The following is a 22,676-nucleotide window of genomic DNA, read 5'->3' as shown; positions in this document are numbered from 1 at the left end:
GTTGCTTATTCTGTGCGGAGCGCCGCCACGGGGTCTTTTTTCGCGGCACTTTTGGCGGGCAGCAGACCGGCGATCACGGTAATCAGCACACTGAGAGCCACCAGCAGCAGAGCCGCCGGAATGGGCAGGGAAGCGGTAAGGGTAGCTGCCCCCAGCAGGCTTTGGAGCAGGGAAGTGATGGGAATGGTCAGCAGCATGGTGACCCCCACGCCCAGCACACCGGCAAGCAGCCCAATAATTACGGTTTCGGCGTTGAACACCTGGGAGATGTTCCGCTTGGAAGCGCCCATGGCGCGGAGAATGCCGATCTCCTTTGTGCGCTCCAGCACGGAGATATGGGTGATAATGCCGATCATAATGCTGGAAACGATCAGCGACACGGCGACGAAGGCGATCAGCACATAGGAGATCACGTCGATGATGGTGGTGACGGAGCCTGTCAGCAGCGCCACATAGTCGGTATAGGTGATCTGATCCTTTTCCTCTTTTCCTTCATTATAATGGGTGATACAGCTGGAAATGGCGTCCTTGTTTTCAAAGCTGTCGGTATACATGCTGATAGAAGAGGGCGCGTCATAGCTGACCTTGCCGAAGCTTTCCAGGTTCTCCTTGAGGGAGGAGCCGTCCAGATACTGGTCATAGACGGAAAGCAGCAGCTCCTCGTCCGGGGAGTTTTCCAGCCAGTTGTCCACAGCCGCCGCCATGGCGGATTCGTCCATCTGGCCGCCCATCGCGGCGCGGCTGTCGGCAGGGAGACCTTCCATGCCTGCGGGAACGCTTCCGGCAGGAGCCGCGCCCTGCCCGCTTTCACTGCCTTCGGCAGCTTTCTGGGAATTGTAATACATCATCATGGAATAGAAGGAAGCCTTGTCGGAAACGCCCATGCTGGAAATGTACTGCTTGGCGGCGTCCGTTTTGGCGTCGTCGTCTATCGCCTCAAATTTCACGCCGCTCAGCACGTTTACCGCTTCGTCGGCTTCCTGCGCCTTGACGACAGCGCTTTCGTTGGTGTGCTCGATAATGTGGTCGGTCAGGAGGGACGTATAGGCGATGGGCGTACTGATTTCGGCATTGTTAGCGTCTTCTGCGGGACGGATCACGCCCACGATCTTCAGCTTGACGGCATCGTCCAGCAGTGGTTCGATCTTCAGGGTATCGTCGCCCACATAGGTAAAGGTGCCGTCCTCATTTTCCTCGTAATGGTCGCAGCTGGGCAGCATATAAAAGGTATGGCCGCAGATGCTCTCGTAGTCCCAGATATGCTCCTCGGCTGTGCCGCCGTCCTGGATCTGCTCCGCGATCTCGTCGTATTCCCTGCCGCTGAGCAGACCAAGCTGGTACAGCTCATCGGCGGAAACGGAATTGCGGCGGTCCAGGACCAGCATCACTTCGTCATACTTCTCTGCCCACCTGCCGTACAGCACGTCGTAGCTTTCGGTGAGAATGGGGCTGACCACCTTGCCGCCGCTGCCGGGCATGAGCTCGGAGAAATTCTCCGCCCCGGAGGAGCCTCCGCTGATAATGCTCCGCATCAGGGTCATGTTCTGAAAAGCGTTGGCAGTCATGCTGCTGAACGCGGAGTCAGACTCGCCCTGCTCTACATCGGCGTCGGAGCGTATCAGCTCGTCATCCTTATTATAGGAATACACATTGAAATGCACCCCGTAGGAGTATACAATGCCGTTTTCTCCCAAATACTGGTGGATCTCACTGTCAGGATCGTCCAAATACTTTTTGAACTCTGTAAGGTTGTTTTCCTTTACGCTGTTTTTCATGCTTTCGTTGACCTCCAGCATGGCGTAGTCCGCGTAAACGGCGTCCCGTTTTTCCGTGGCTTCTTCCTCCACGCTCCCTGCCATCATGCCGCCGCGCATTCCCATCATGCCGGAGGTATCCATCGCCTGGGAGCTGATGGTGATGGGGTAGGAGGTCATGGTTTCCTTTTGAATGTCGTCAATATAATTGTTGACGCCGCTGGAAAGCGCCAGGATCAGCGCAATGCCGATAATGCCGATGGAACCGGCGAAGGCGGTGAGGATCGTCCTGCCTTTTTTTGTCCGCAGGTTGTTAAAGCTCAGGGAGAGAGAGGTGGAGAAAGACATTTTTGCCTTTTTCTGCGCCGTTTTTGCGGCGGCTGGAACGATCTCCTCAGGCTCATAGGGATCGCTGTCCCCGGTGATCTTCCCGTCCCGCAGCTTTACAATACGGGTAGAATACCGCTCTGCCAATTCGGGGTTGTGGGTGACCATTACCACCAGCCTGTCCTTCGCCACCTGCTTCAGCAGCTCCATGACCTGAATGCTGGTTTCCGTATCCAGCGCGCCGGTGGGTTCGTCCGCCAGCAGGATATCCGGGTCGTTGACCAGCGCGCGTGCAATGGCGACGCGCTGCATCTGCCCGCCGGACATCTGGTTGGGGCGCTTGTGAAGCTGGTCGCCCAGCCCAACCTCCTCCAGCGCTTTTTTTGCCCGGCTCCGGCGTTCGCCCCGGGAAATTCCGCCGATGGTCAGCGCCAGCTCCACATTGGCAAGCACGGACTGATGGGGGATCAGATTATAGCTTTGGAACACAAAGCCGATGGTGTGGTTGCGGTAGGTGTCCCAGTCCCTGTCCTTATACTTTTTCGTGGAGATGCCGTTGATGACGAGATCGCCGGTGTCGTAGCGGTCCAGCCCGCCGATGATGTTCAGCAGCGTGGTCTTGCCCGACCCGCTGGGTCCCAAAATAGAGACGAATTCATTGTCCCGCAGGTTCAGCGAAACGCCGTTCAGCGCCTGCTGGACAAGCTCTCCTGTTTTGAACTGTTTTGAGATGTTTTTTACCTGAAGCATGAGGCGCCCTCTTTCCACAAAATACAGTTTTTATCCTATCATAAAGATTTTTTCCAAAAATGTACAAAATGTTAAACTAACGTGACAAAACGGTAAATGCTGCGGAATTCCCGCCGCCCGTTGACAGGAAAACCCGGAAGCGGTAAACTGACCTCAGTGTATAGAAACAAGGGAGGACCGTCATGAAGCTTGGGCTTGTACTGGAAGGCGGCGCCATGCGGGGAATGTATACCGCCGGGGTTCTGGACGTGCTGCTGGACAGCCAGATCGAAGTGCAGGGCGTGATCGGCGTTTCCGCCGGAGCGGTATTCGGGGTGAATTTCCTTTCCCGGCAGCGGGGCAGGGTGATCCGCTATAATAAAAGGTATAACGGCGATAAGGAATACATGGGCGTCCGCCAGCTTTTGAAGACCGGCAACCTTGTCAGCACCGATTTTGCTTACGGCACGGTCCCCCGGGAGCTTGACCCCTTCGACGATGAGACCTTTCAGGCGTGCGGCGTGCCCTTTTATGCGGGCGTTACCTCGCTGGACAGCGGGAAGATAGAGTATATGCAGGTCAAAAGCGTGCTGGAACAGATGGACGTCCTGCGGGCGTCTGCGTCCATGCCCTTTTTGTCCCGCCCTGTGGAGCTTCACGGAAAGCGCTATCTGGACGGCGGTGTGGCGGACAGCATTCCCTTTCAGAAAATGCTGGAACTGGGCCATGACAGGCTCATCGTTGTGCTGACCCGGGACAGGAGCTATGTAAAAGCCCCCATGCCGGCAGCGGCGGTCAAGCTCTGGTACGGGCGCTACAGGGGCTTTTCCCAGGCGCTGCTCCACCGCCACGAGGAATACGCCCGCAGCGTCCGGCAGCTGGAAGTGCTGGAACAGCTGGGCGCGGCTTTCGTCTTTCGCCCCTCGGAGCCTATCACGATCGGGCGCATGGAAAAGGACCCGGAAAAGCTGCAGGCGGTGTATGAGCTGGGTCTCGCGGACGGTCGGCGCGGCATGGCGGCGCTGAAGGAATTTTTAGAAAGGTGAGTGGCGGGAAATGGAAAGAAAGCTTGCCCTGGCAGTGCCGGAAAAAGGCGCTGCCCTTTCGGAAATGAAGCGGTTCTTCGCCATGACGGAAGCGGATATTTTCCTGTTCCCCGAGGGCTTTTTGGAGGAAGAAGACCTGCCCCGGGCGCTGGAGCTGAGCCGGGAACAGGGAAAATTCTTTATTGCCGGGCTGGTGCAGAGAGGGGAACGCTCCTGCCAGAAAGCGGTGGTGGTGGATAACGGCGAGCTTATAGGCGAGTACCAGAAAAATATCCTCGCGCCGTCGGAGCGGGAAAAGGGAAGACAGCCGGGAGAGAAGATACACTGTATCGACACCCGGTTCGGCAGGATCGGCATTCCCATCTGCTACGAGCTGCACTTCCCGGAGGTCTCCCGAATCATGAGCCTGGACGCCCCCTGCTGCCTTGTGAATCTGATCGGCACGGGAATGTACCACGAGCTGCAATACACCCAATGGCTGACCCTGGCAAAAGCCCGCGCCATCGAAAACGAGGTATATGTGTTCGGCTGTTCTCACGCGAACGGGGAGCTTCCCATTGCCTTTGCCATCGCCCCGGACGGCAGCCTGCTGGGGGAACAGAAAAACGAACCCGGCTGCCTTGTGGTAACGGCGGACCTTTCCAAAAGCCACGCCAAGACCTACCGCTATCTGGAGGACCGTCTGCCTGACCGGTTCCAAAGGCTGGTGGAAGAGCAGGGAGCTATCGGGAACTCCATTGCAGCAAAGTAAAAATAATTCACGGTCCTGAATCGCGGAAACGCTTCATCTGCGCCCATTTTCATGCTATACTGAAATAAATTGGAAAAATTTGGCATTTTTTTCAAAAGAAATTTTCAGGAGGGCAGAACAAATGAAAAAGCTTTCTGTTCTGCTTCTCCTTGCTTTTTTCCTTCTTACAATGCCTTTTCCCGCGGCTGCGGCTGGTTCTGTCGGGTTTTGCCCTCAGCTTTCCAGGGCAGAGGGCAGAGCCGGGGATACGGTGGAGCTTTCCGTTCCTTACGATGGCAGCCTGGGCGGGCTGGGCGCGTTTTTGATACAGGTGGACTTTGATTCGGAAAGCTTTGCTTACCTGCGCGCCGGGGAAAGCGCCGCCATGCGTGGCGCGTATTCTTTGACGGAGGAGGACGGAACCTCCGTCCGTTCTGTTTGCAGCATGAAAGGGGAAGCGCCGCTGCCGGCAGGCGGGACCCTTACCTATCGCTTTCAAGTTTCAGAAGGCGCTGTTCCGGGTGGGCATTCCTTTTCCGTGACTGTCTCCCAGATTCTTTCCGCGGACGGCGAGAAACTGCCCGATATTTCGGAGCGGCTGACATATACTGTCCTGCCGCCGCTGAGGGAGGAAGCCACACTGACTTCTCTCATGCCCAGCGATGGGACCTTGCAGCCGGAGTTTTCTCCCGACTGCTTTTCTTATGCCGTTACAGTGCCCTTTTCCATCACAGGAATGACCTTTTCCACAGAGCCCGCCGAGGGCGCTGTCTGCAAAGTAAACCGCAGGAACCTGGGCGCAGGCGGAAGCGATACCCTGTTCCTCATCACCGTCACCGCCGAAGACGGCAGGACAAAGGCGGAGTATCGGATCGTTGTCCACCGGGAAGAAAAGGAAGCGTCCCCAAAGCAAACGGCTGAGCCAAAGCCTGAAAAAACACAGGCGCCTGTGAAAGCCGCAGAGGAATCGGTCTCTTCCAAACCAACGGCTTCTTCCGCGCCAAAGCCGACGGCGGTGAGCCCAAAGCCGGCTGCCACAGCGCAAAGGGCTGCTGCGCAAAATTCCCAAACAGGCGGCGCACGCCCGTCCATCGTTGTCCGAAATAACAGCACGCCGCTGCCGGCGTTTTTGATCGCGCTGGCATTTGCCTTCGCCTGTGTGGTCCTCCGTCCGCTATCCCGATGGTTGGCAAGCGGGATAGCTGCGGTCAAGGAGGAAAAAGGGGAGGACGAGGACCGTGAAAAATGACAGCAGCGTTTCAGATGACAGACTTTTTCTGATACCAGATTATGAAAAGGAGGTTTTCCAAAAAAGGAAAGTCTCCTTAATGTTTTACGGGCATTCGGCCTGCGCTTTTATCCGTTCCCTGAAATACAGCGCCCCGACAGGCTGTGACCGCACGGAGTGAAGCAGGGCGCGGGTCGCTTCGCGGAAGCGTGCCGCCAGTGTGTGCCTGTCGTGGATTTTCGGCAGGGGAGGGAAGAAAACTATCCCATGCGGCACAGTGAGATCCCGCGCGCTGCCTTAAAAGGCTGATTTGAGACGTTTTTCATTCTTGCAGACGATAAAGGCTGGTTGAAGCGCTGAGGAAAAATCAGATTATTTAATATCATTAAAGATATAGGGCGGGCATGTAAAAAGTTGAATACGCAACGCAAAATTTGTATATTATACATAAAATTTAGAAAAATTATTGTCACATGTTTAGAAATTGTAGTAATTTGTCAAAACCCATTGACTTTTGGTGCCGGGGAAAGTATCCTATATATAAAATTAAGTTAAAAAATAAAATTTGCAGCCGGGACGTCTCCTGTATCTCTTTATTTAAGTATTGAGATTAAAAAATCAAGTGTCGGTTTTGCGAGAAAGGAGGGAAGTGTTCTGGAGAAAATAATAGAAAGGCTGCGTACGGCAAAGCGGCATCCGAATGTGGTCGTAGGGTTTGACGGATATGTAGACAGTATTCTCCGGGTCTGCCGGCAGACAGGAAATGCTGAAACAGAGTTTTTTAATACCATGGAAGAATTTGGCAGCTACATAAAAGGAAAGTCCTGGAAAAGCTGCTCTCTGGAGCTGAAGCTGCAAACGGAAAAACCGGGAGGGAACGCACCCATCTTTTCCCAGACCATGGCTTGCCTGGGCGCCCGTGTCAGCTGTATCGGCGCTTTTGGGACGCCCCGTCCGCTGCCGATCTTCCGGGAACTGGAACAGCGCTGCACCCTGTACAGCCTGTGCGGTCCGGGTCTTTGCGAGGCGCTGGAATTCCGGGACGGAAAGGTCATGCTGGCGCGGAACGATCGGATCAAGGTGGACTATCAGTCCCTCACCAAGCTGCTTCCCGTCCCCCGCCTTCTGGAAATGATGGAAGAAGCTGAGCTGCTGGCGTTCTTCAATTGGAGCGAGCTGCCGGGCAGCACCTCCATATGGCAGGGCTGCCTGCGGGATGTGTTCCCAAAGCTCACCGCCCGGAAACGGCTGATGCTGGATCTTTCGGACTGCTCCCAAAGGTCGGAAAAAGAAGTGCGGGAAGCCGGAGAGCTGATCCGGGAATTTTCAGGGTATTTGGACACAATTTTGAGCCTGAACCAGAATGAAGCCGAAACCCTGGCGGGAAGCCTGGGGATCGTCTCAGAAGAAAAAGCCGCTTTAGCTGCGGCGCTGCGAGATCGTCTTGCCTGTGAAATGGTGGTGATCCACCTGCTGGATAGAGCCTTTTGCGCCACGGAAACGGGGGTTTCCTGCCACGTAGGTCGGCAGATTCAAAATCCTCTCCTTTCTACCGGCGGCGGCGACAACTTCAACGCGGGGTTCGCATTTGCCCTGCTTCAGGGTATGCCGCCTGAGGAAGCGCTGGCGGTAGCCAACGGCGCCTCCGGGTTCTATGTATCTCAGGGCAGGAGCCCTGACCGGGAGGAGCTGGCGGATTGGATAGAGGAGAACTTCACAGGAAAAAATGAAGAACAGAAAGGAAAGATTTGTTATGAGAGCGCCTAAGATCGTGTTTATTGGAGCAGGCAGTATGTCCTTCGGCACGCCTACCTTCCGGGATATCTTTACCACGCCCAAGATGAAGGGAGCAACCCTGTGTCTGGTGGACATCGACCAGGAAAATCTGGACCGTATGTACGGTCTGGCAGTAAAGCTGAACGAGCACAGCGGGTTCGGCTTGAAAATCGAAAAGACCACACAGCGCCGGGACGTGCTGCCGGGAGCCGATTTCGTGATAAACTCCCTTGCCATTGAGCGCTGCGAGCTGTGGAAGCAGGATTTCAACGTTCCCAAGAAGTACGGCGTGCGCCACTGCCTGGGAGAAAACGGAGGTCCGGGAGCGCTGTTCTTCACCATGCGCACCTTCCCGGTAATCATGGACATCGTCCACGATATGGAGGAGCTTTGCCCCAATGCATGGTTCCTGAACTTCTCTAACCCGGAGACCCGTATCATTCTGGGTGTGAACATGTACTCCAAGATCAAGTGCATCGGTCTGTGCCACGGCATTTTCATGGCGCAGCACGATATGGCGAAGATCATGGGCAGGGACCCGGAGACCATCGAGGTGTTCGGAGCGGGCATGAACCATTTCCAGTGGATCCTCTCCGTGCGGGATAAGGAGACCGGCGTTGACCTGTACCCGGAGTTCCGCGAGAAGGAAAAGAGCTTCGATCCCACTTTCATGCCCTATTCCAGAAAGATGTTCCATTTCTTCGGTCTGTACCCCACCTGTTCCGACGACCATCTGGGCGAATATCAGGCTTACGGCTATGAAGCCGGCGAGCACGGCTATGATTTCGACTGGGACGCCCAGGACAGGGTGGAGATGAAGAAGACCATTGCCGCCCTGGTGGCAGGAGAGAAGGATATCGACGAATGGCTGGTCCCCTCCGGCGAGCAGGCAATCAATGTCGTCACCAGCATCTTCTTCAACGACCGCAGGAACATTCCCTCCGCGATCTGCTATAACGACGGCGCCATCAGCCAGCTGCCGGACGACGTGGCGGTGGAGCTGCCCATCACGGTAGATGGGGACGGCGTGCACAAGCGGGTGGTCCGCGATATGCCCGACGGCGTGATCGGTCTGATGAACCAGCAGGTCTCGCCCCAGCGGCTTTCCATTCGGGCGGCTGCCCAGGGCTCTAAAGAACTGGCGCTGCAGGCGCTGTTGTGCGACCCCACCATCAACAGCACGGACGCGGCGGTAAAAATCGTAGATGAACTGTTTGAAATCAACAAGCAGTACATTAGGAAATGCATTTGACCTCATTCTGAGAAAGGAAGACAAAACATGAAAAAACGAGTATTTGCACTTCTCCTTGCCGTTGTTATGCTCCTTGGGTTTACAGCCTGCGGCAATAACGGCACATCAAGCGCCGGCGGTCAGACAAGCAGCAAGGGCGGCGGATCGCAGCCCGTATCCTCTCAGGTGGGAAGCGGCGAAGACGAACCCTACAGCGGTCCCATGACTCTGGAAGAGGTCCCCTCTCCCACAAAAGACCCCTTTGGGAAATACGATCCCCCCATCACGGTGACCACGATCCATACCGCCAACGACGGAGCTTTCTGGTTCGCCGAGGGAGAAAACCTGGAAGACAATGTTTATACCCGCCGTTATGCTGAGCAGCTGGGCATCAACTATGAGTTCAAGTGGACTTGCCCCGGCTCTCAGGCAGCTGAGAAAATGAACACCATGCTGACTTCCGGCGACCTGCCCGACTTCCTCTCTGTGGACAGGACTACTTTTGAGAAAATGTACGCGGCGGACCTGCTGGAGGACATCACCGTGCCGCTGATCGAGTACGCCAGCGAGTATACCAGGAAGTATCTGACCGGCGATTATTCCTACCTGCTGGACACGGTCACAAAGGACGGCAGATACTATGGCATCACCAACGGCTTCAGCTATCAGGACGGCGGCGATATGCTCTGGATCCGCAAGGACTGGCTGGATAAGCTGAACCTGAAGACCCCTGAAACGATGGAGGACCTGGAAGCCGTCATGGAAGCGTTCAAGACCCAGGACCCCGACGGGAACGGTGTGGACGATACCTATGCCGTCGCCATGAGCGCCAGCTCCCAGAATGCCTGGCAGTGGACGCTGGGAAATGCTTTCTTCAATATGTTCAACGCCTATCCCAACGTCTGGTATGAGAACAGCAAAGGCGAGATCGAATCCGGTCTGTTCGGGGAAGAGTCCCGTGAAAGGACCCGCGCTGCTCTGGAAAAGGCTGCTGAGTATTATCAAAAGGGCTATTTCCCGCAGGATTTTGCCACCATGGATGCCGATATGCAGAACGAGGATATCTTTAATGGGAAGTGCGGTATCTTTGTGGGCGATGTATGGGGGGCTTACTGGCCGTTGATCCTCCATCTGGATCATGACCCTGAGGCGGACTGGATCGCAGTTCCCGTTGTAAGCGGACCCTACGGCGAAGGAAAGATCGCCCGTGACGCCGCGCAGACCCAGAATATCCTGGTTGCCACCAAAGGCTGCGAGCACCCGGAAGCCCTGGTCAAGATGACCAACCTTTACCACGACTTAAACAACAATCCCGAGACCATGGAATTTGGTACATTTAATACCAACCCTGAGGACAACAACCAGCCCTTCCTGATGTACCCGTTGAACATTTACAATCCCTCCTTTAACTATGAGGGTCATATCGCTATCAAGGAAGCAGAGAAGACCGGGAATACCGACGGCTTGTGCGAAGCCTACAAGCAGTTCTACGATCAGGCGCAGGCTTATGAGAATGAGGGCGACAAAGCCGGGTTCCCCGCATATCGCTCGTATCTGACAGAGGGCAGCTCCTTTGAGGTGATTGAGACCTACCTGGACAACAAGCGCATTGTTTTCAACGAGTATACTGCGGAGGAAACCCCCTTCATGATCGAAAACGGTCCCACCGTAAAGAAGATGTACGATGAAATGGCGATCCAGGTCATTACCGGGAAAGCCGATATCACCGCTTTTGACAGCTTTATGCAGAGCTATGATGAAATCTACGGAACGAAAGCCACCGAGGAAGTGAACCAGTGGTTCCAGGATAAAGGCGGTGTAAGCGTTCAGAGCCAGATGAAGTAAAAAGTGAAAAAGCTGCAGAGCCGGAGCGTTGTCTTTGCTCTGGCTCTGCAAAGCTTTTTTCAGACAGAAAGAAGACGCGCAGAAATTTTCCCGTTCCCAAAAGGAGAGGGTACATTGCGGCAGGCGGGAGAATGAAGCAGATAAGGGAGGAGCACGGTTATGAAGAAATCCAGATCGGCATATCTAAAGCGCCAGATCCCTTTGTTCGTGATGATGGCGCTGCCTGCGATCCTGGTGCTCATATATTCCTATGGTCCCATGCTGGGCCTGGTGATGGTATTCCAGAAATTCCAGCCGGCAAAAGGCTTCTTTGGGTCGGAATGGGTCGGGCTGGCAAATTTTGATCGAATTTTTCAGCTTCCCGATATCGGGACCATTGTATGGAACACCCTGTTTATCGCTACGATGAAGATCGTTTTGGGCATGATCTCCGCCATTTTGGTGGCAATCCTTTTGAACGAGCTGCAAAGCAAGGTGTTCAAAAGAAGTGTACAGACGATCATTTACGCCCCCTATTTCCTTTCCTGGGTCATTCTGGGCGGCATTTTCCGGGAACTGCTTTCCAGAGACGGTCTGGTGAACCAGATGCTGGGCGTGTTCGGTGTTTCGGGCATCAATTTTCTGGGTGAGGCGGCGATCTTCCCATGGGTGCTGATTTTGACCGACCTGTGGCAGATGACAGGCTTTAACGCCATCGTCTATCTGGCTGCCATCACCAATATTGATCCCACCCTGTATGAGGCTGCCGCCATTGACGGAGCGGGAAGGTTCAAGCAGGTGCTGAAGATCACCCTTCCCGGCATCATGACTTATATTGTCCTGATGATGATCCTGAATCTGGGTTCCGTGCTGAACGCCGGACAGGACCAGATACTGATGCTCTATTCGCCCAGTGTGTACAGTACGGGCGATGTGATCGACACATGGGTCTACCGGGCGGGTCTGAAGGACGCCCAGTATTCCCTGGCGGCGGCTGTGGGCTTTTTGCGTTCCATCGTCAGCCTGGTGCTGGTGTCCGCGTCCTATCTGATCGCGAAAAAGAAGTTCGACTACAACGTGTTTTAGAAGGGAGGGGAAGCAATGGTTTCCAATACTGTTGGCAGGAAAGTGTTTCGGGTGGTCAATGCCATATTTTTCATCGTGTACGGTCTCGTTTGTCTTGTCCCCATTATCCATATCGTTTCCATGTCCTTCAGCTCCAGCGTTGCGGTCAGCGCCGGCAAGGTCACCCTGACTCCTGTGGAATTTACGCTGAAGTCCTATGAATACGTGCTGAAAAAGACGGAGTTTTGGACGGCGTTCCGCATTTCGCTGGTACGGGTGGTGCTGGGCGTGTCCGTCAATATGCTGATGGTGATTTTTGCCGCCTTCCCGCTGGCAAAAACGCGGCAGGAATTTTGCGCGAAAAATTTCTTTGTGTGGTTCTTTATGATCACCATGCTGTTTTCCGGCGGCATGATCCCCACCTTTATGGTGGTGAAGTATACCGGGCTGCTCAATTCCATTTGGGCATTGGTGCTCCCCGGGGCTGTGCCGGTATTTAACGTGGTGCTGATGATGAATTTCTTCAAGGCGGTGCCCAAGGAGCTGGAGGAAAGCGCCTTTATGGACGGCGCAGGCTATTTCCGTATCCTGTTCCAGGTATATCTGCCTGTGTCCCTGCCCGCACTGGCAACTTTGGTGGTCTTTTCTCTGGTCACCCATTGGAATTCCTGGTTTGACGGCATGATCTATATGAGCGATGCCAAGAATTATCCCATGCAGACCTATCTGCAGTCTATTATGGTATCTCCAAGCACTCGCATGATGACGAAAGCGCAGGCGAATCTGCTGCGCCTGATCTCCGACCGAACATTAAAAGCGTCGCAGATCGTGATCGCCACCGTCCCGATCCTGCTGGTGTATCCCTTCCTGCAAAAGTATTTTGTAGCGGGCATGACGCTGGGCAGCGTAAAGGGGTAAATATTTTTGATGCCGGAGCCTGTTCCCGCGGGCGAGGAGCCTTTGAAACGAAGGCAGCTTGCGGAAACGGGTCCCAGAGGAGAGCTTATGAAAAACATGCCTGATTTCAGGGAGCACAACCGGGAGGTCAGAGAGCTGTGGGACGCTTATCGAAAGGGCACGCATACCCGTGTGCCCATGATCACCGGCGTGTCCGACAGGTTTTACGTGCTGAATCCCGTTACCAATCCCGGAAATGTTTCGTTTTACGAGTATACCAGCGACCCCGACCTGATGTTTGACATGCAGTGCGCTTTCAGCGAGTACGCCAGGTTCCACATTCCCGGGGACCACGAGCTGGGGATCCCGGAAGAGGGCTGGAACGTCAATATAGACTTCCAGAATTATTACGAAGCGGCGTGGTACGGCTGCGAGGTGCGCTTCCCGGACGGAGAGGTGCCTTATGCTGTGCCGCTGCTGAAGGACGACAAGAAAAACCTGCTGTTTGAAAAGGGGCTTCCCGACCCCTTCGGCGGTTTTATGGCAAAGGCGAAAGAATACTACGACAGGTTCCAGGAGCGCATAAAGTCGGCGGAGATTCTGGGGCAAAGGGTCACCAGCGTGGGAGCGCCGTTCACCGGCACAGACGGTCCCTTTACCATGGCATGCGAGCTGCGGGGAGCGGATAACCTCTGTATCGACCTGTGTGAAGACCCGGACTACTACCATCAGCTGATGGAATACCTCACGGAAAGCATCATTCAGCGCATGAAAGCCTGGAGGAAGTACATGGGCTTGCCGGAGGTGGCAAAATCCTTCGGGTTCGCGGACGACAGCATTATGCTGCTGTCTGTGGATATGTACCGGGAATATGTGCTGCCCTACCACAAAAAGATGGCTCACGCGCTCTCCACCATGGAGGAGCGGGGCGGCGTCCACCTCTGCGGGGACGCTACCCGGCACTTCAAGACCCTGCGGGACGAATTGAACATCTACAATTTCGACACCGGGTTCCCGGTGGACCACCGCGCCCTCTGTGAGGAACTGGGGGAAGAGGTCGCCATTCAGGGCGGTCCCCGGGCACAGCTGATCCATCAGGGCACGCCGGAGGAGATCGAAGCGGAATCCAAACGGATCCTGGAGGCGGTAAAGCCCGTGTCCCGGCGCTTTATTTTCCGGGACGGCAACGATATCCCGCCCTATACGCCTATGGAAAATATTCAGGCGCTTTACGACGCCTGCCTGAAGCATGGGCGGTACGACAACTGATAAATTTAGAAAGAAAGGACGATTCCAATGAAGCAAATCAAAACCTCCATTGAAGTCTTGTCTCAGGACGAGCTGCTTTTGATCCACAACGCGGCGCTGAAAACGCTGGACCGCGTGGGGATCAGGGTGCCCAACGACGAGGTGCTGGGAATGTGCGCCGATCTGGGCTGCAAGATCGACCTGGAGAAAAAGGTGGTCAAATTCCCCGTTGCCGTCATGGAGCAGTTTATTGACGGCATGCGTGCCGAAAGCCAGCTGAAGCCCGAAGATAAGGCGCAGAAGCTGAAAGGCTGGATCTCCACCCAGGTGACGCTGGTGGATTACGAGACGCAGACCCGGCGGTACGGTCTGCGGGACGACAATTTCAAAAATATCAAGCTGGTAGAAAAGCTGAAGAATATCCCAGCCTGCAACGCGGCAGTGGTGCCCTCCGACGTTCCCTATGAAATTGCCGATGTGGTGAGCATCGCCGATATCCAGAAGTATTCCACAAAGCCGGGAGGCACCTATATTCTCACGCCCTTCGGCGCCAAGTATGTCAGCCAGATCAACAAGCTGCTGGGTCTGCGGGACAACTACCTGTTTGAAACCATCAGCCCGCTGAGCTTCAAGCAGGATACGGTGGAGATGGCGCTGACCTTCGCGAAAAACGGCGGCTCTCTGGGAATTGCCCCCATGGCTATGAGCTCCGCCACCGCCCCTGTCACACTGTCCGGCACGCTGGTGATCGAAACGGCGGAGGTGCTGGGAAGCTGCTTCCTTGTGCATATGATGACCGGGGAATATCCCGGCTTCGCGGCGTCCTGCCATTCCATCGACCCCCGCTCCATGCTGTGCTCCTTTGGTTCCCCCAATCAGGCGCTGTTCGGCGTGGCGGTTTCCCAGCTTGGGAAGTTCTATGGCATTCAGGGTGGCACCAATACCGGTCTGACAGACGCTTTGGTGCCGGATTTCCAGGGCGGTCTGGAGAAGGGGCTCACCGCCGCCTTCAACAGCATGGGCGGTATGCACAGCATCGGCTGCCAGGGTATTGTGGGAGCCGATCAGGGCTTCAGCTATGAGCAGCTGGTCATAGACAATGAATGGATCGACTACTACAATTATATCGTCAGCGGCTTTGAGGTTTCCGAGGATATGATCGGCTACGATATGATCGAGGAAGTGGGGATCGGCGGCAACTTCCTGGGAGAAGAGCATACGGTGGAGTATATGCGGGAAAGCTACTGGATGTCCAACCTCTTTAACCGGGACGACTGGGGCAACTGGGTCTCCAAGGGCTCTAAGAGCGTTTACGACAAGGCTCACGAGTTCGTAGAGGAGGTCACGGCGGGCTACCGGGAAATGGAGCCTGTCCAAACGCCCGGCGTATGCGAGGAGCTGGACCGTATCGTTCAGGAAGCTTATCGCGAAGTGGAAAGCAAGAACTGATCTGGTTCTCCTTACAAATAAAGAGCACAACATAAAAAAGCGTGGCTGCCATGTGACAGTCGCGCCTTTTTATGTTATTTTTGAAATAGAGCGGAGGTGATTTGTATATACGCGGCGCGGAAAGACAGGGGTCACCCTTCCCCGCAGAGGGAGGCGGCGTCCTTATCGCACCAGAATGCGGCGTGGGGCATATCCTTCAGCGCGGTGGCAGGAAGCTGGTTTGTCACCGGGCTGTCCAGAACCTGCTTCACGATCTGGCTTTTCTTTTCTCCGTTTACCACCAGAATGGCCCTTTTCGCGGCGGCGATGTCGGCAATGCCGATGGTGATGCCGCCGGTCAGCTCAGGGGCGGACTCAAAATACTTTTTTCCCACCTGCCGCGTCACACTGTCCAGAACAGTGGTGTGGACGGAAAGGGAAAAATCGACCCCCGGCTCGTTCAGAGCCAGGTGACCGTTGATGCCGATCCCCAGCACGATCAGGTCAAAGCCGCCGGCAGCTTGGATAATTTCCCTGATCCCGGCGCATTCCGCCTGTGGGTCAGCGGCTTTCCCGTTGACCAGGCGGACCCGCTCCCGGGGGAAATTTACCTGGGACAGGAAATTCTTTACCAGAAAATCCCCACAGCTCCCCGGCGTGGTCTCATTTATGCCCGACCATTCATCCATGGCGGAAAAGCCCGCCCGGGAGAAATCCACCTTCTTTTCCTGAAAGCGCCGGATCAGCTCCCGGAACAGACCCAGAGAAGAATGACCTGCCGCGATGCAGAGCAGAGCGTCCGGCTTTTCCTGCAGCAGCTCACATACGGCGTCCGCGGCAGCGGAGGAAAGTGCGGTATCGTTTTCAAAAACTTTGAAGTCCATAAGCGTACCTCCTATTTTCTTAACTTAATTAAATAATAAGGCTTTTCGGAGGAGAAGTCAAGAGGAAAGACATATTATTTTAGAAAAGCCAAGCAGAATTATTCAGGATTTGCTTGACAGAACGCTGTTGCCCCTTTATACTTTTAACAGGATTAAAAAATGCCGGGAGGAACCGCAGTGAAACCGTATGTCTCGTCCCATTTGAAGGATATGAACCGAAGAAATGTTTTCGAGCTGCTCTGTAAGATGGAGGAGACTTCAAAAGCGGAGCTTTCTCACATTACAGGGATCAGCCCGCCCACCGTGATGAAGATCATACAGTTTCTGGCGGAAAAGGAGCTGGTGACCGAGCTGGGGAAGGGAGAGGCGGCGCTGGGAAGAAAGCCGCAGATGCTCCGTTTGAATAAAAACCGCTACTATTTTATCGGCGCGATCCACGAGGGAGATTTTCTCAGGGTGGGGCTCAGCAACCTGAAAAATGAGCTGGTGGCGCTGAAAAAAATCAAGGTCCATGCCGATTTTAAGCAAACCATGGAGGAGACCCTGTTTCAGGTGATCAACGAGCTTCTGGTAGAAAATGAGATCTATCTTTCCGATGTGCTGGGGATTGGGCTGGGGCTGCCCGGCATCTATGACGTGGAGCAGGAAAAGATTTTAACAGCGCCCCTGATCGGGATACCCGGAGAAATGGAGATCGGTCCCATTCTTCGGAAGATAGAAAATTATTACCACAAGTCGGTTTCCGTGGACAACGATCTGAATATGGACGTGCTGGGGGAATTTCTGGACCTGGAACTCACCCCCGAAAATGATCTTTTGTACCTTTCCTTCGGCACCGGCATCGGCAGCGGTGTGATCCTGAACGGCAAGCTGCGCAGGGGAAAGCATTACATGTGTGGTGAAGTGGGATATATGACGTTTTTGGACGATTATGTAGCGGGTTCGGGAGGCGCCGGGTGGTTGGAAAGCAAGATCAATCTGGGCGCGATCCAGAAAAAATTCGGGCTGCAGCCCGATGGTTCCATTTCTGAAGCGAACCGGGAGACCGCTACCGAATATGTGGCGATTTGCGGCGCGCTGTGTATCAACAATATGATGATGTGTTACGATTGCGACAATATTTCTCTGGGCGGAGAACTGCTTGACCTGCTGGGAGACCCGCTTTTTGACTCCATCTGCAAAAAGGTGGAGCGGATCTCCATCGGCGGGATACGCCTGCGGAAAAGCACCTGCGCGGATCCCGGCGTGCTGGGATCCGCCGCCATGGCGAAGGAAAAAATGATCCCCCTGATTTTGGCGGAGGAAGAAGAATAGGGCAGGGGCGTCCCGTTTCAACTGAAGCAAAGCGAAAGCCGGCGTTTTCAGGCGCTGGCTTTTTCCATCATAAAATCGGTCACGCCATGCCATCTTTTTTGGGGAATGGCATGGCGCTTGCCGGTTACAACCGAACAGGGAAACCAAGCGTGGTCTACGCTTCGCTTCGGCTGGTGCTGTACCCCACTGGGGCACAGCACCTTTTTGGAAAGGAGCCGCAACACATAAAGTGGCGCGATAATTCTTGTAAAAAACCGCCGCAAACTCAAAAGCGTTTGCGGCGACGTGGTGGGGTGAGATTGCCTTCTGCTGGAAACGACCAGTTGCCCCCGCTTTGGAATAAATCACTGGGCGTAAACGACAGAAAATCCACGGGCTAAAATTGTCCCACTGGGGCGTTTCCTCAGAGATGCACGTTCTTGTGCATTTCTTGCGCTTCTCGAATCCATCTCCTGCGCCGTATAGTTGAAAAGAGAGAAGATACCTTTGGTATCTTCTCTCTTTTCAATGTAATAGCGGAATACTATAGATATTTTTAAGCCCACTCAAAATTATCTTTTCCGGCACCAACTTCAAAATGATATTTTCCGATACCCAGATCAATGCCTGCGAAGTGACCGCTGTCACAGGTAAGGTACACCTTGTTCCCGTCACCCCTGACTGTGAAAGCCTGCTTGTTCAGGGCGGTAGGGGCCAGAAGCAAGGCGTCTACACCATCAATAAACCACTGAGGGGCGGTGCCTTTGTAGCTGCTGATTTCCGCTGCGGTTTTGGATTTATGAGGAACACCCTGTGTCTGACCATAACCGATTGCCAGCACACCATTGATACGCGCAGCACTGCTGTCCATATTTTTCTGTGCGCCCTTGGCATTGTACATTCCACCAACCCACCAGGTGTTGAGACCAAGAGTCTGTGCATACAAAATCATGTCTGCGCCGCAGTAACCCAGTTTTTCGTCAAGGTCCGTAGAATTCGGATCGGCCAAAACAATATAGTTCTTTACCCCCTTGCCGAGCATCTTTGCCAAAGCACCCAAGCCATCAGCATTCCCAGTTACGAGGGAAAGAGAGAGATTATGTGTCTGATTGTTTTCTGCGATTCTGGTGTTCAGCTTTTCCATCAAATCACTGGGAATAGGTCTATCAATGTATTTGCGAACCATGTGTCTTTCTTTTATGGCTTCTTTGATGGTCATATTGTTTCCTCCTGATCTTCGGTAGGTGTTTTTAAGCCATCGCTAATAAGGTAATTTCATTATACAGCGGTTCTCCGTAAGATGCCATAATAAACATATAATGTTTACAAAAAATTGACAGACCAACTCCTTGGCAGGCTGTCAACTTATCTTGTAATAGCGGAACACTATAGATATAATTGAGAAGGCAGAATTAACTTTCTACTAAATCCCTATATTTACCACATATCTGAAATGTGCCCTTTGAAAACTATTCCTGTTTGCTTTTCAATTTCTTTAATAGGCTGTCTAAAAGCCTCACGGAAAGTTTTCATTGCTGTGTCAAATCTCAAATCTTCCCATCTATCTTTATTTTTATATATGAGATGAGGATAATCCGCTTCATTAATATTGTTAAGGAAATCATTACACCCACTAATCATTTGCCGGATACAGTTCAGATTATTTTCAGAAAATGAAATATCTTTTGTTATCTCCACTAATACTGATTTTATTTCTAATGCAGAATTAACGCACTCTCCTACAACTTCCATTGATATTGGGTTAGTTAAAATTCGTTTAGACTCTAAATAGAAAAACAAATATTGTATCCGATCTTCTTCCGTAATATATTTTTCCCATGAGATTCCACCTATCGGTGTGCTAAATTCATTTAATCTGTATCCCATTCAAGTCCTCTCCCAATACAATACTTTGACATGCTGGCTTTTTATTCCAAATGGCTCCTATCTTAAATTATACCATAGTCGCTGTGCTTGGACAACAATATGTCTATAACTTTCGAGAATACTTATAAATCGGTTTTATCGAAAAATGGTGTTTAAATTCCGACTTCGCGTAAAAATATTTGTTTTGCGTTTAGGGAGTTTTGGAAAGACGGTATTTTAATATAAAAAACTGGAAAGCCCCATATATCAAGGCATCCCGCATATGACAAGTCCCGCTTTTCGATAAAATTGTTCAAAAAGCGGGACTCGTTCACAAACGACAGTAAATCCATGCCCTAAAAACGCCCCGCCGGGGCGTTTTCTCAGAGATGCAGCGCTCTTGTGCATCTCTTGCGCTTCTCGAATCCATCTCCTATGTTTCAATGGTAGGGGAGATTGCTTTCTGCTGGAAACGACCAACTGCCCCGCTTTGTGATGAATCGCAGGACGCAACTGAGCGGAAATCCACGGGCTAAAAACGTGCCACCGGCACGTTTTATTAACGCCCTTTCGAATCCATCTCCTTCGCTTCACAGTTGAAAAGGGAGAAGATACCAAAGGTATCTTCTCCCTTTTCAATGGTGAGGGGAGATGGATTCGAACCATCGAAGGCATAGCCAGCAGATTTACAGTCTGTCCCCTTTGGCCACTCGGGAATCCCCCCATATTCGATTTTAGATGCTGGATAAGGTCTTTGCCCTTGCCCTTTGCCAAAGAAAAATCGCAAGATTTTTCTTTGAGAGGAGGAGCCGGTCGTCAGGCGACCGGAGCGCCGCTTGCGGTGCTCCAAGCCACGAGACCGAGCTCCGACGATGGAGCTGGTGGACGGACTTGAACCCCCGACCTGCTGATTACAAATCAGCTGCTCTACCAACTGAGCTACACCAGCGAATAAAATGAGCAGTGTGCGAAGGTTGGTAGAGCTACCTACACAACTGAGCTACACCAGCGAATGAAATGAGCAATCGCACGATCTCGCACAATCTCAGTATGCACAATTTTCAGCGCTTGATTATTATATCGTGACATCGGAAGAAAGTCAAGCCTTTCATTGGAACTTTTTTTGCAAAAATTCCTCCAGGACAGAATTTCCGCACCGCATCTTCAATTTGCGCCGTATTTTCTGGAAAGCTGTAACCCTGTTTGTCCGATCGGGTCTATTTGATTTATGTGAGAAATGAAAGCGGGTGAGATCAGAGCAGTGAGGGTGTATGGCGCAGCTTTTAATGCATTTTCTAAAAAAATATTATAGAATTTGTAATTTTTCCTTGCAAAGACGCAGAACCTGTGCTATTCTGTCATAGAGGAAAAGTGCGTAAGTTATCTTCACGCATAAAATCCAATCAAATTGACTGAAGTATTTGCCGAGGAGGGCTACCATGAATGCCAAAGAACTGAAGTTCAGAGAAAATTTTTCAGGGCTGCTGCGAAAATTGCGGATGGAATGTGGCTATCGGCAGGAAGACTGCGCTATCGCGTTGGGCGTGAGCCGTTCCACTTATTCCTATTACGAGCTGGGGGAGACCGCACCGGACCTTTGCATGATTCGGGAAATCGCCGGGATATTCGGCGTTCCGGCAGAGATCTTTTTGTACCCCGAAGATTATTTGGGGGAAAAGGCGATACCGGGACGCCGTTCCCCCCGGCTGGTACGGAACCGCCCGGAGCGTGTTGGGGATTTAAGCAGCGAGGAAAAGAAAGCAGTCGCCACCATGCGGGCAGAGGCCGTCCGTAAAATGTACAGTTGAGCGCTGATATAACACTTTCCAAAGAATTTGAAAAAACCTGTTGTGCAAAAGAAAAAATTCTTGCACTGGCAGGTTTTTTATGATATGATTGCTTTATTATGATAGCGAGGTAAAGCGTATGATAGCCATAATAGACTATGGGGCGGGCAATCTGCTCAGTGTGGAAAAGGCTCTGCGCCACATCGGGTGCCAATGTGAGATCACTGCCGAGCCGGAGCGGCTAGAGGCGGCGAATGGAGCGGTCCTGCCCGGCGTGGGCGCTTTCGGCGACGCCATGAAAAACCTGAGAGCACGGGGGCTGGAGCAGCCGATTCAAGAGTTCATTGCCTCCGGCAAGCCTTTTTTCGGCATTTGCCTGGGGCTGCAGATCCTGTTTGAAAGCAGCGAGGAATCTCCCGGTGTTTCCGGGCTGGGTCTCCTGAAGGGGAAAATCCTCCATTTGCCCCAGGTTCCGGGCTTGAAGGTGCCCCATATGGGGTGGAACTCCCTGAAGCTTCGCGGGGACAGCCGGTTGTTTGCAGGCGTTCCCGATGATACCTACGTCTATTTTGTGCATTCCTACTACCTGCAGGCGGCGGAGGAAATCGTGACCGCCACCGCGGAATACGGGACGACGATCCATGCCGCCGTACAGAAGGGCAATGTGCTGGCGTGCCAGTTCCACCCGGAAAAGAGCGGGCAGGCGGGGCTTTCCCTTTTGAAAAATTTTGCCGGACTGTGCGGGGAGGGGCGATAATATGTACGCGAAACGCATGATCCCCTGCCTGGATTTGAAAAACGGAAGAGTGGTAAAAGGGGAAAATTTTGTGGCGCTGCGGGACGCGGGGGACCCGGTGGAGGCAGCCGTGGAATATGACCGTCAGGGCGCGGACGAGCTGGTGCTGCTGGACATCACAGCCTCCTCAGACAACAGGGATATCATGACAGACATTGTACGGCGGGTGGCGGAGAGTATTTTTATCCCCTTTACCGTGGGCGGGGGCATTCGCCGGGTGGAGGATTTCACCGCCATTCTCCGTGCCGGGGCGGATAAGGTATCCGTCAATTCGGCGGCGCTGAAAAATCCTGAGCTTATTCGGGAAGCGGCGGAGAAATTTGGCAGCCAGTGCGTGGTGGTCGCCATGGATGCGAAGCGCCGCCCCTCCGGCGGCTGGACCCTCTATCTGAACGGCGGCAGGGTAGACACCGGCAGGGACGCTGTGGAGTGGGCAAAAGAGGTGCAGCGCCTGGGCGCGGGCGAAATTCTGCTCACCAGCATGGACCGGGACGGCACGAAGATCGGCTATGACCTGGAGCTGACCCGTGCGGTCTCTCAGGCGGTGTCCATTCCCGTGATCGCCTCCGGCGGCGCGGGGACGCTGGAACACTTTTATGACGCCTTTACCGGGGGCGAGGCGGACGCCGTGCTGGCGGCGTCGCTGTTCCATTTTAAGGAGACCTCCGTGTCCGAAGCAAAGCAGTATCTTGCTGCCCGGGGAATTCCCGTACGGTTGTAGAAGCAGGCTCCCATAATGAGGGGGTTCTTTCCATCGGGGGAGCTTC

18 protein-coding genes and 2 tRNA genes are annotated in these 22,676 nt (G+C 53.4%); 14 read left to right on the top strand and 6 right to left on the bottom strand.

Translation table 11 applies throughout. From position 1 onward, the window contains the following. Window positions 1-5 precede the first annotated feature (5 nt). Window positions 6-2,831 carry an ATP-binding cassette domain-containing protein gene (locus tag AB8996_RS07585; protein ID WP_369298371.1) on the bottom strand — a complete coding sequence of 942 codons (2,826 nt, stop codon included), beginning with the start codon at window positions 2,829-2,831 and terminating at the stop codon, window positions 6-8. Window positions 2,832-3,013: 182 nt separating this feature from the next. Between AB8996_RS07585 and AB8996_RS07580 the strand changes: the two genes are divergently transcribed. From AB8996_RS07580 to AB8996_RS07535, 10 genes are all read left to right on the top strand, one after another. Beyond that, entirely contained in the window at window positions 3,014-3,856 is an 843-nt protein-coding gene (locus AB8996_RS07580) for a patatin family protein (RefSeq protein WP_369298370.1), read from the top strand. A 10-nt stretch (window positions 3,857-3,866) separates the two neighbouring features. Further along, window positions 3,867-4,607, top strand: a complete 741-nt coding sequence (locus tag AB8996_RS07575) for a carbon-nitrogen hydrolase family protein (protein WP_369298369.1) — start codon at window positions 3,867-3,869, stop codon at window positions 4,605-4,607. Between the two features lie 121 nt (window positions 4,608-4,728). Then, complete coding sequence (locus tag AB8996_RS07570) at window positions 4,729-5,835, top strand: cadherin-like beta sandwich domain-containing protein (RefSeq protein ID WP_369298368.1); 1,107 nt, start codon at window positions 4,729-4,731, stop codon at window positions 5,833-5,835. A gap of 768 nt (window positions 5,836-6,603) precedes the next feature. After that, a complete protein-coding gene (locus tag AB8996_RS07565; RefSeq protein WP_369298367.1) occupies window positions 6,604-7,581 on the top strand; it encodes a PfkB family carbohydrate kinase in 978 nt (325 codons plus the stop codon). Beyond that, window positions 7,568-8,842: a hypothetical protein gene (locus AB8996_RS07560; RefSeq protein ID WP_369298366.1), complete on the top strand. Its 1,275-nt coding sequence runs from the start codon at window positions 7,568-7,570 to the stop codon at window positions 8,840-8,842. Before AB8996_RS07565 ends, AB8996_RS07560 begins: the two co-directional genes overlap by 14 nt. A 27-nt stretch (window positions 8,843-8,869) precedes the next feature. Beyond that, window positions 8,870-10,666, top strand: a complete 1,797-nt coding sequence (locus AB8996_RS07555; RefSeq protein WP_369298365.1) for a hypothetical protein — start codon at window positions 8,870-8,872, stop codon at window positions 10,664-10,666. A gap of 159 nt (window positions 10,667-10,825) precedes the next feature. Then, a complete protein-coding gene (locus AB8996_RS07550) occupies window positions 10,826-11,731 on the top strand; it encodes an ABC transporter permease (RefSeq protein WP_369298364.1) in 906 nt (301 codons plus the stop codon). Window positions 11,732-11,746: 15 nt separating this feature from the next. Next, on the top strand, window positions 11,747-12,628 hold the full coding sequence (locus AB8996_RS07545; protein ID WP_369298363.1) for a carbohydrate ABC transporter permease: 882 nt from the start codon (window positions 11,747-11,749) through the stop codon (window positions 12,626-12,628). An 87-nt stretch (window positions 12,629-12,715) separates the two neighbouring features. Further along, on the top strand, window positions 12,716-13,876 hold the full coding sequence (locus tag AB8996_RS07540; protein WP_369298362.1) for a uroporphyrinogen decarboxylase family protein: 1,161 nt from the start codon (window positions 12,716-12,718) through the stop codon (window positions 13,874-13,876). Window positions 13,877-13,903: 27 nt separating this feature from the next. Next, window positions 13,904-15,304, top strand: a complete 1,401-nt coding sequence (locus AB8996_RS07535; RefSeq protein ID WP_369298361.1) for a trimethylamine methyltransferase family protein — start codon at window positions 13,904-13,906, stop codon at window positions 15,302-15,304. 131 nt (window positions 15,305-15,435) lie between these two features. Here the strand turns inward: AB8996_RS07535 and AB8996_RS07530 are convergent, their stop codons facing one another. After that, window positions 15,436-16,167 (bottom strand): glucosamine-6-phosphate deaminase, encoded by a 732-nt coding sequence (locus tag AB8996_RS07530; RefSeq protein WP_369298360.1) that lies wholly within the window; start codon window positions 16,165-16,167, stop codon window positions 15,436-15,438. Window positions 16,168-16,344: 177 nt separating this feature from the next. Between AB8996_RS07530 and AB8996_RS07525 the strand changes: the two genes are divergently transcribed. Continuing rightward, a complete protein-coding gene (locus AB8996_RS07525) occupies window positions 16,345-17,481 on the top strand; it encodes an ROK family protein (protein WP_369298359.1) in 1,137 nt (378 codons plus the stop codon). A 535-nt stretch (window positions 17,482-18,016) separates the two neighbouring features. Here the strand turns inward: AB8996_RS07525 and AB8996_RS07520 are convergent. From AB8996_RS07520 to AB8996_RS07505, 4 genes are all read right to left on the bottom strand, one after another. Beyond that, window positions 18,017-18,679, bottom strand: coding sequence for a nitroreductase family protein (locus AB8996_RS07520; protein ID WP_369298358.1), 663 nt, complete (start codon window positions 18,677-18,679; stop codon window positions 18,017-18,019). Between the two features lie 218 nt (window positions 18,680-18,897). Continuing rightward, on the bottom strand, window positions 18,898-19,347 hold the full coding sequence (locus tag AB8996_RS07515; RefSeq protein ID WP_369298357.1) for a DUF6650 family protein: 450 nt from the start codon (window positions 19,345-19,347) through the stop codon (window positions 18,898-18,900). Between the two features lie 618 nt (window positions 19,348-19,965). Beyond that, window positions 19,966-20,050 (bottom strand) — tRNA-Tyr (locus AB8996_RS07510). Between the two features lie 149 nt (window positions 20,051-20,199). Next, window positions 20,200-20,275, bottom strand: a tRNA-Thr gene (locus AB8996_RS07505). A gap of 490 nt (window positions 20,276-20,765) precedes the next feature. Here AB8996_RS07505 and AB8996_RS07500 point away from each other — a divergent pair. The 3 genes from AB8996_RS07500 (at window position 20,766) to hisF (ending at window position 22,630) form a co-directional block, all read left to right on the top strand. Next, the gene (locus AB8996_RS07500; RefSeq protein ID WP_369298356.1) at window positions 20,766-21,134 is read left to right on the top strand and encodes a helix-turn-helix domain-containing protein; all 369 of its coding nucleotides are present in this window, start codon (window positions 20,766-20,768) and stop codon (window positions 21,132-21,134) included. Between the two features lie 118 nt (window positions 21,135-21,252). Further along, window positions 21,253-21,870 (top strand): imidazole glycerol phosphate synthase subunit HisH, encoded by a 618-nt coding sequence (hisH, locus tag AB8996_RS07495; RefSeq protein WP_369298355.1) that lies wholly within the window; start codon window positions 21,253-21,255, stop codon window positions 21,868-21,870. A 1-nt stretch (window position 21,871) separates the two neighbouring features. After that, window positions 21,872-22,630: an imidazole glycerol phosphate synthase subunit HisF gene (gene hisF, locus AB8996_RS07490; protein ID WP_369298354.1), complete on the top strand. Its 759-nt coding sequence runs from the start codon at window positions 21,872-21,874 to the stop codon at window positions 22,628-22,630. Window positions 22,631-22,676 lie beyond the last annotated feature (46 nt).

Origin of the sequence: uncultured Neglectibacter sp. (assembly GCA_937958185.1) — a bacterium.
Classification (GTDB): Bacteria; Bacillota; Clostridia; order Oscillospirales; family Acutalibacteraceae; genus Acutalibacter.
The sequence above is the reverse complement of the archived record's forward strand: the minus strand, read 5'-3'. Positions and strand labels throughout refer to the sequence as shown.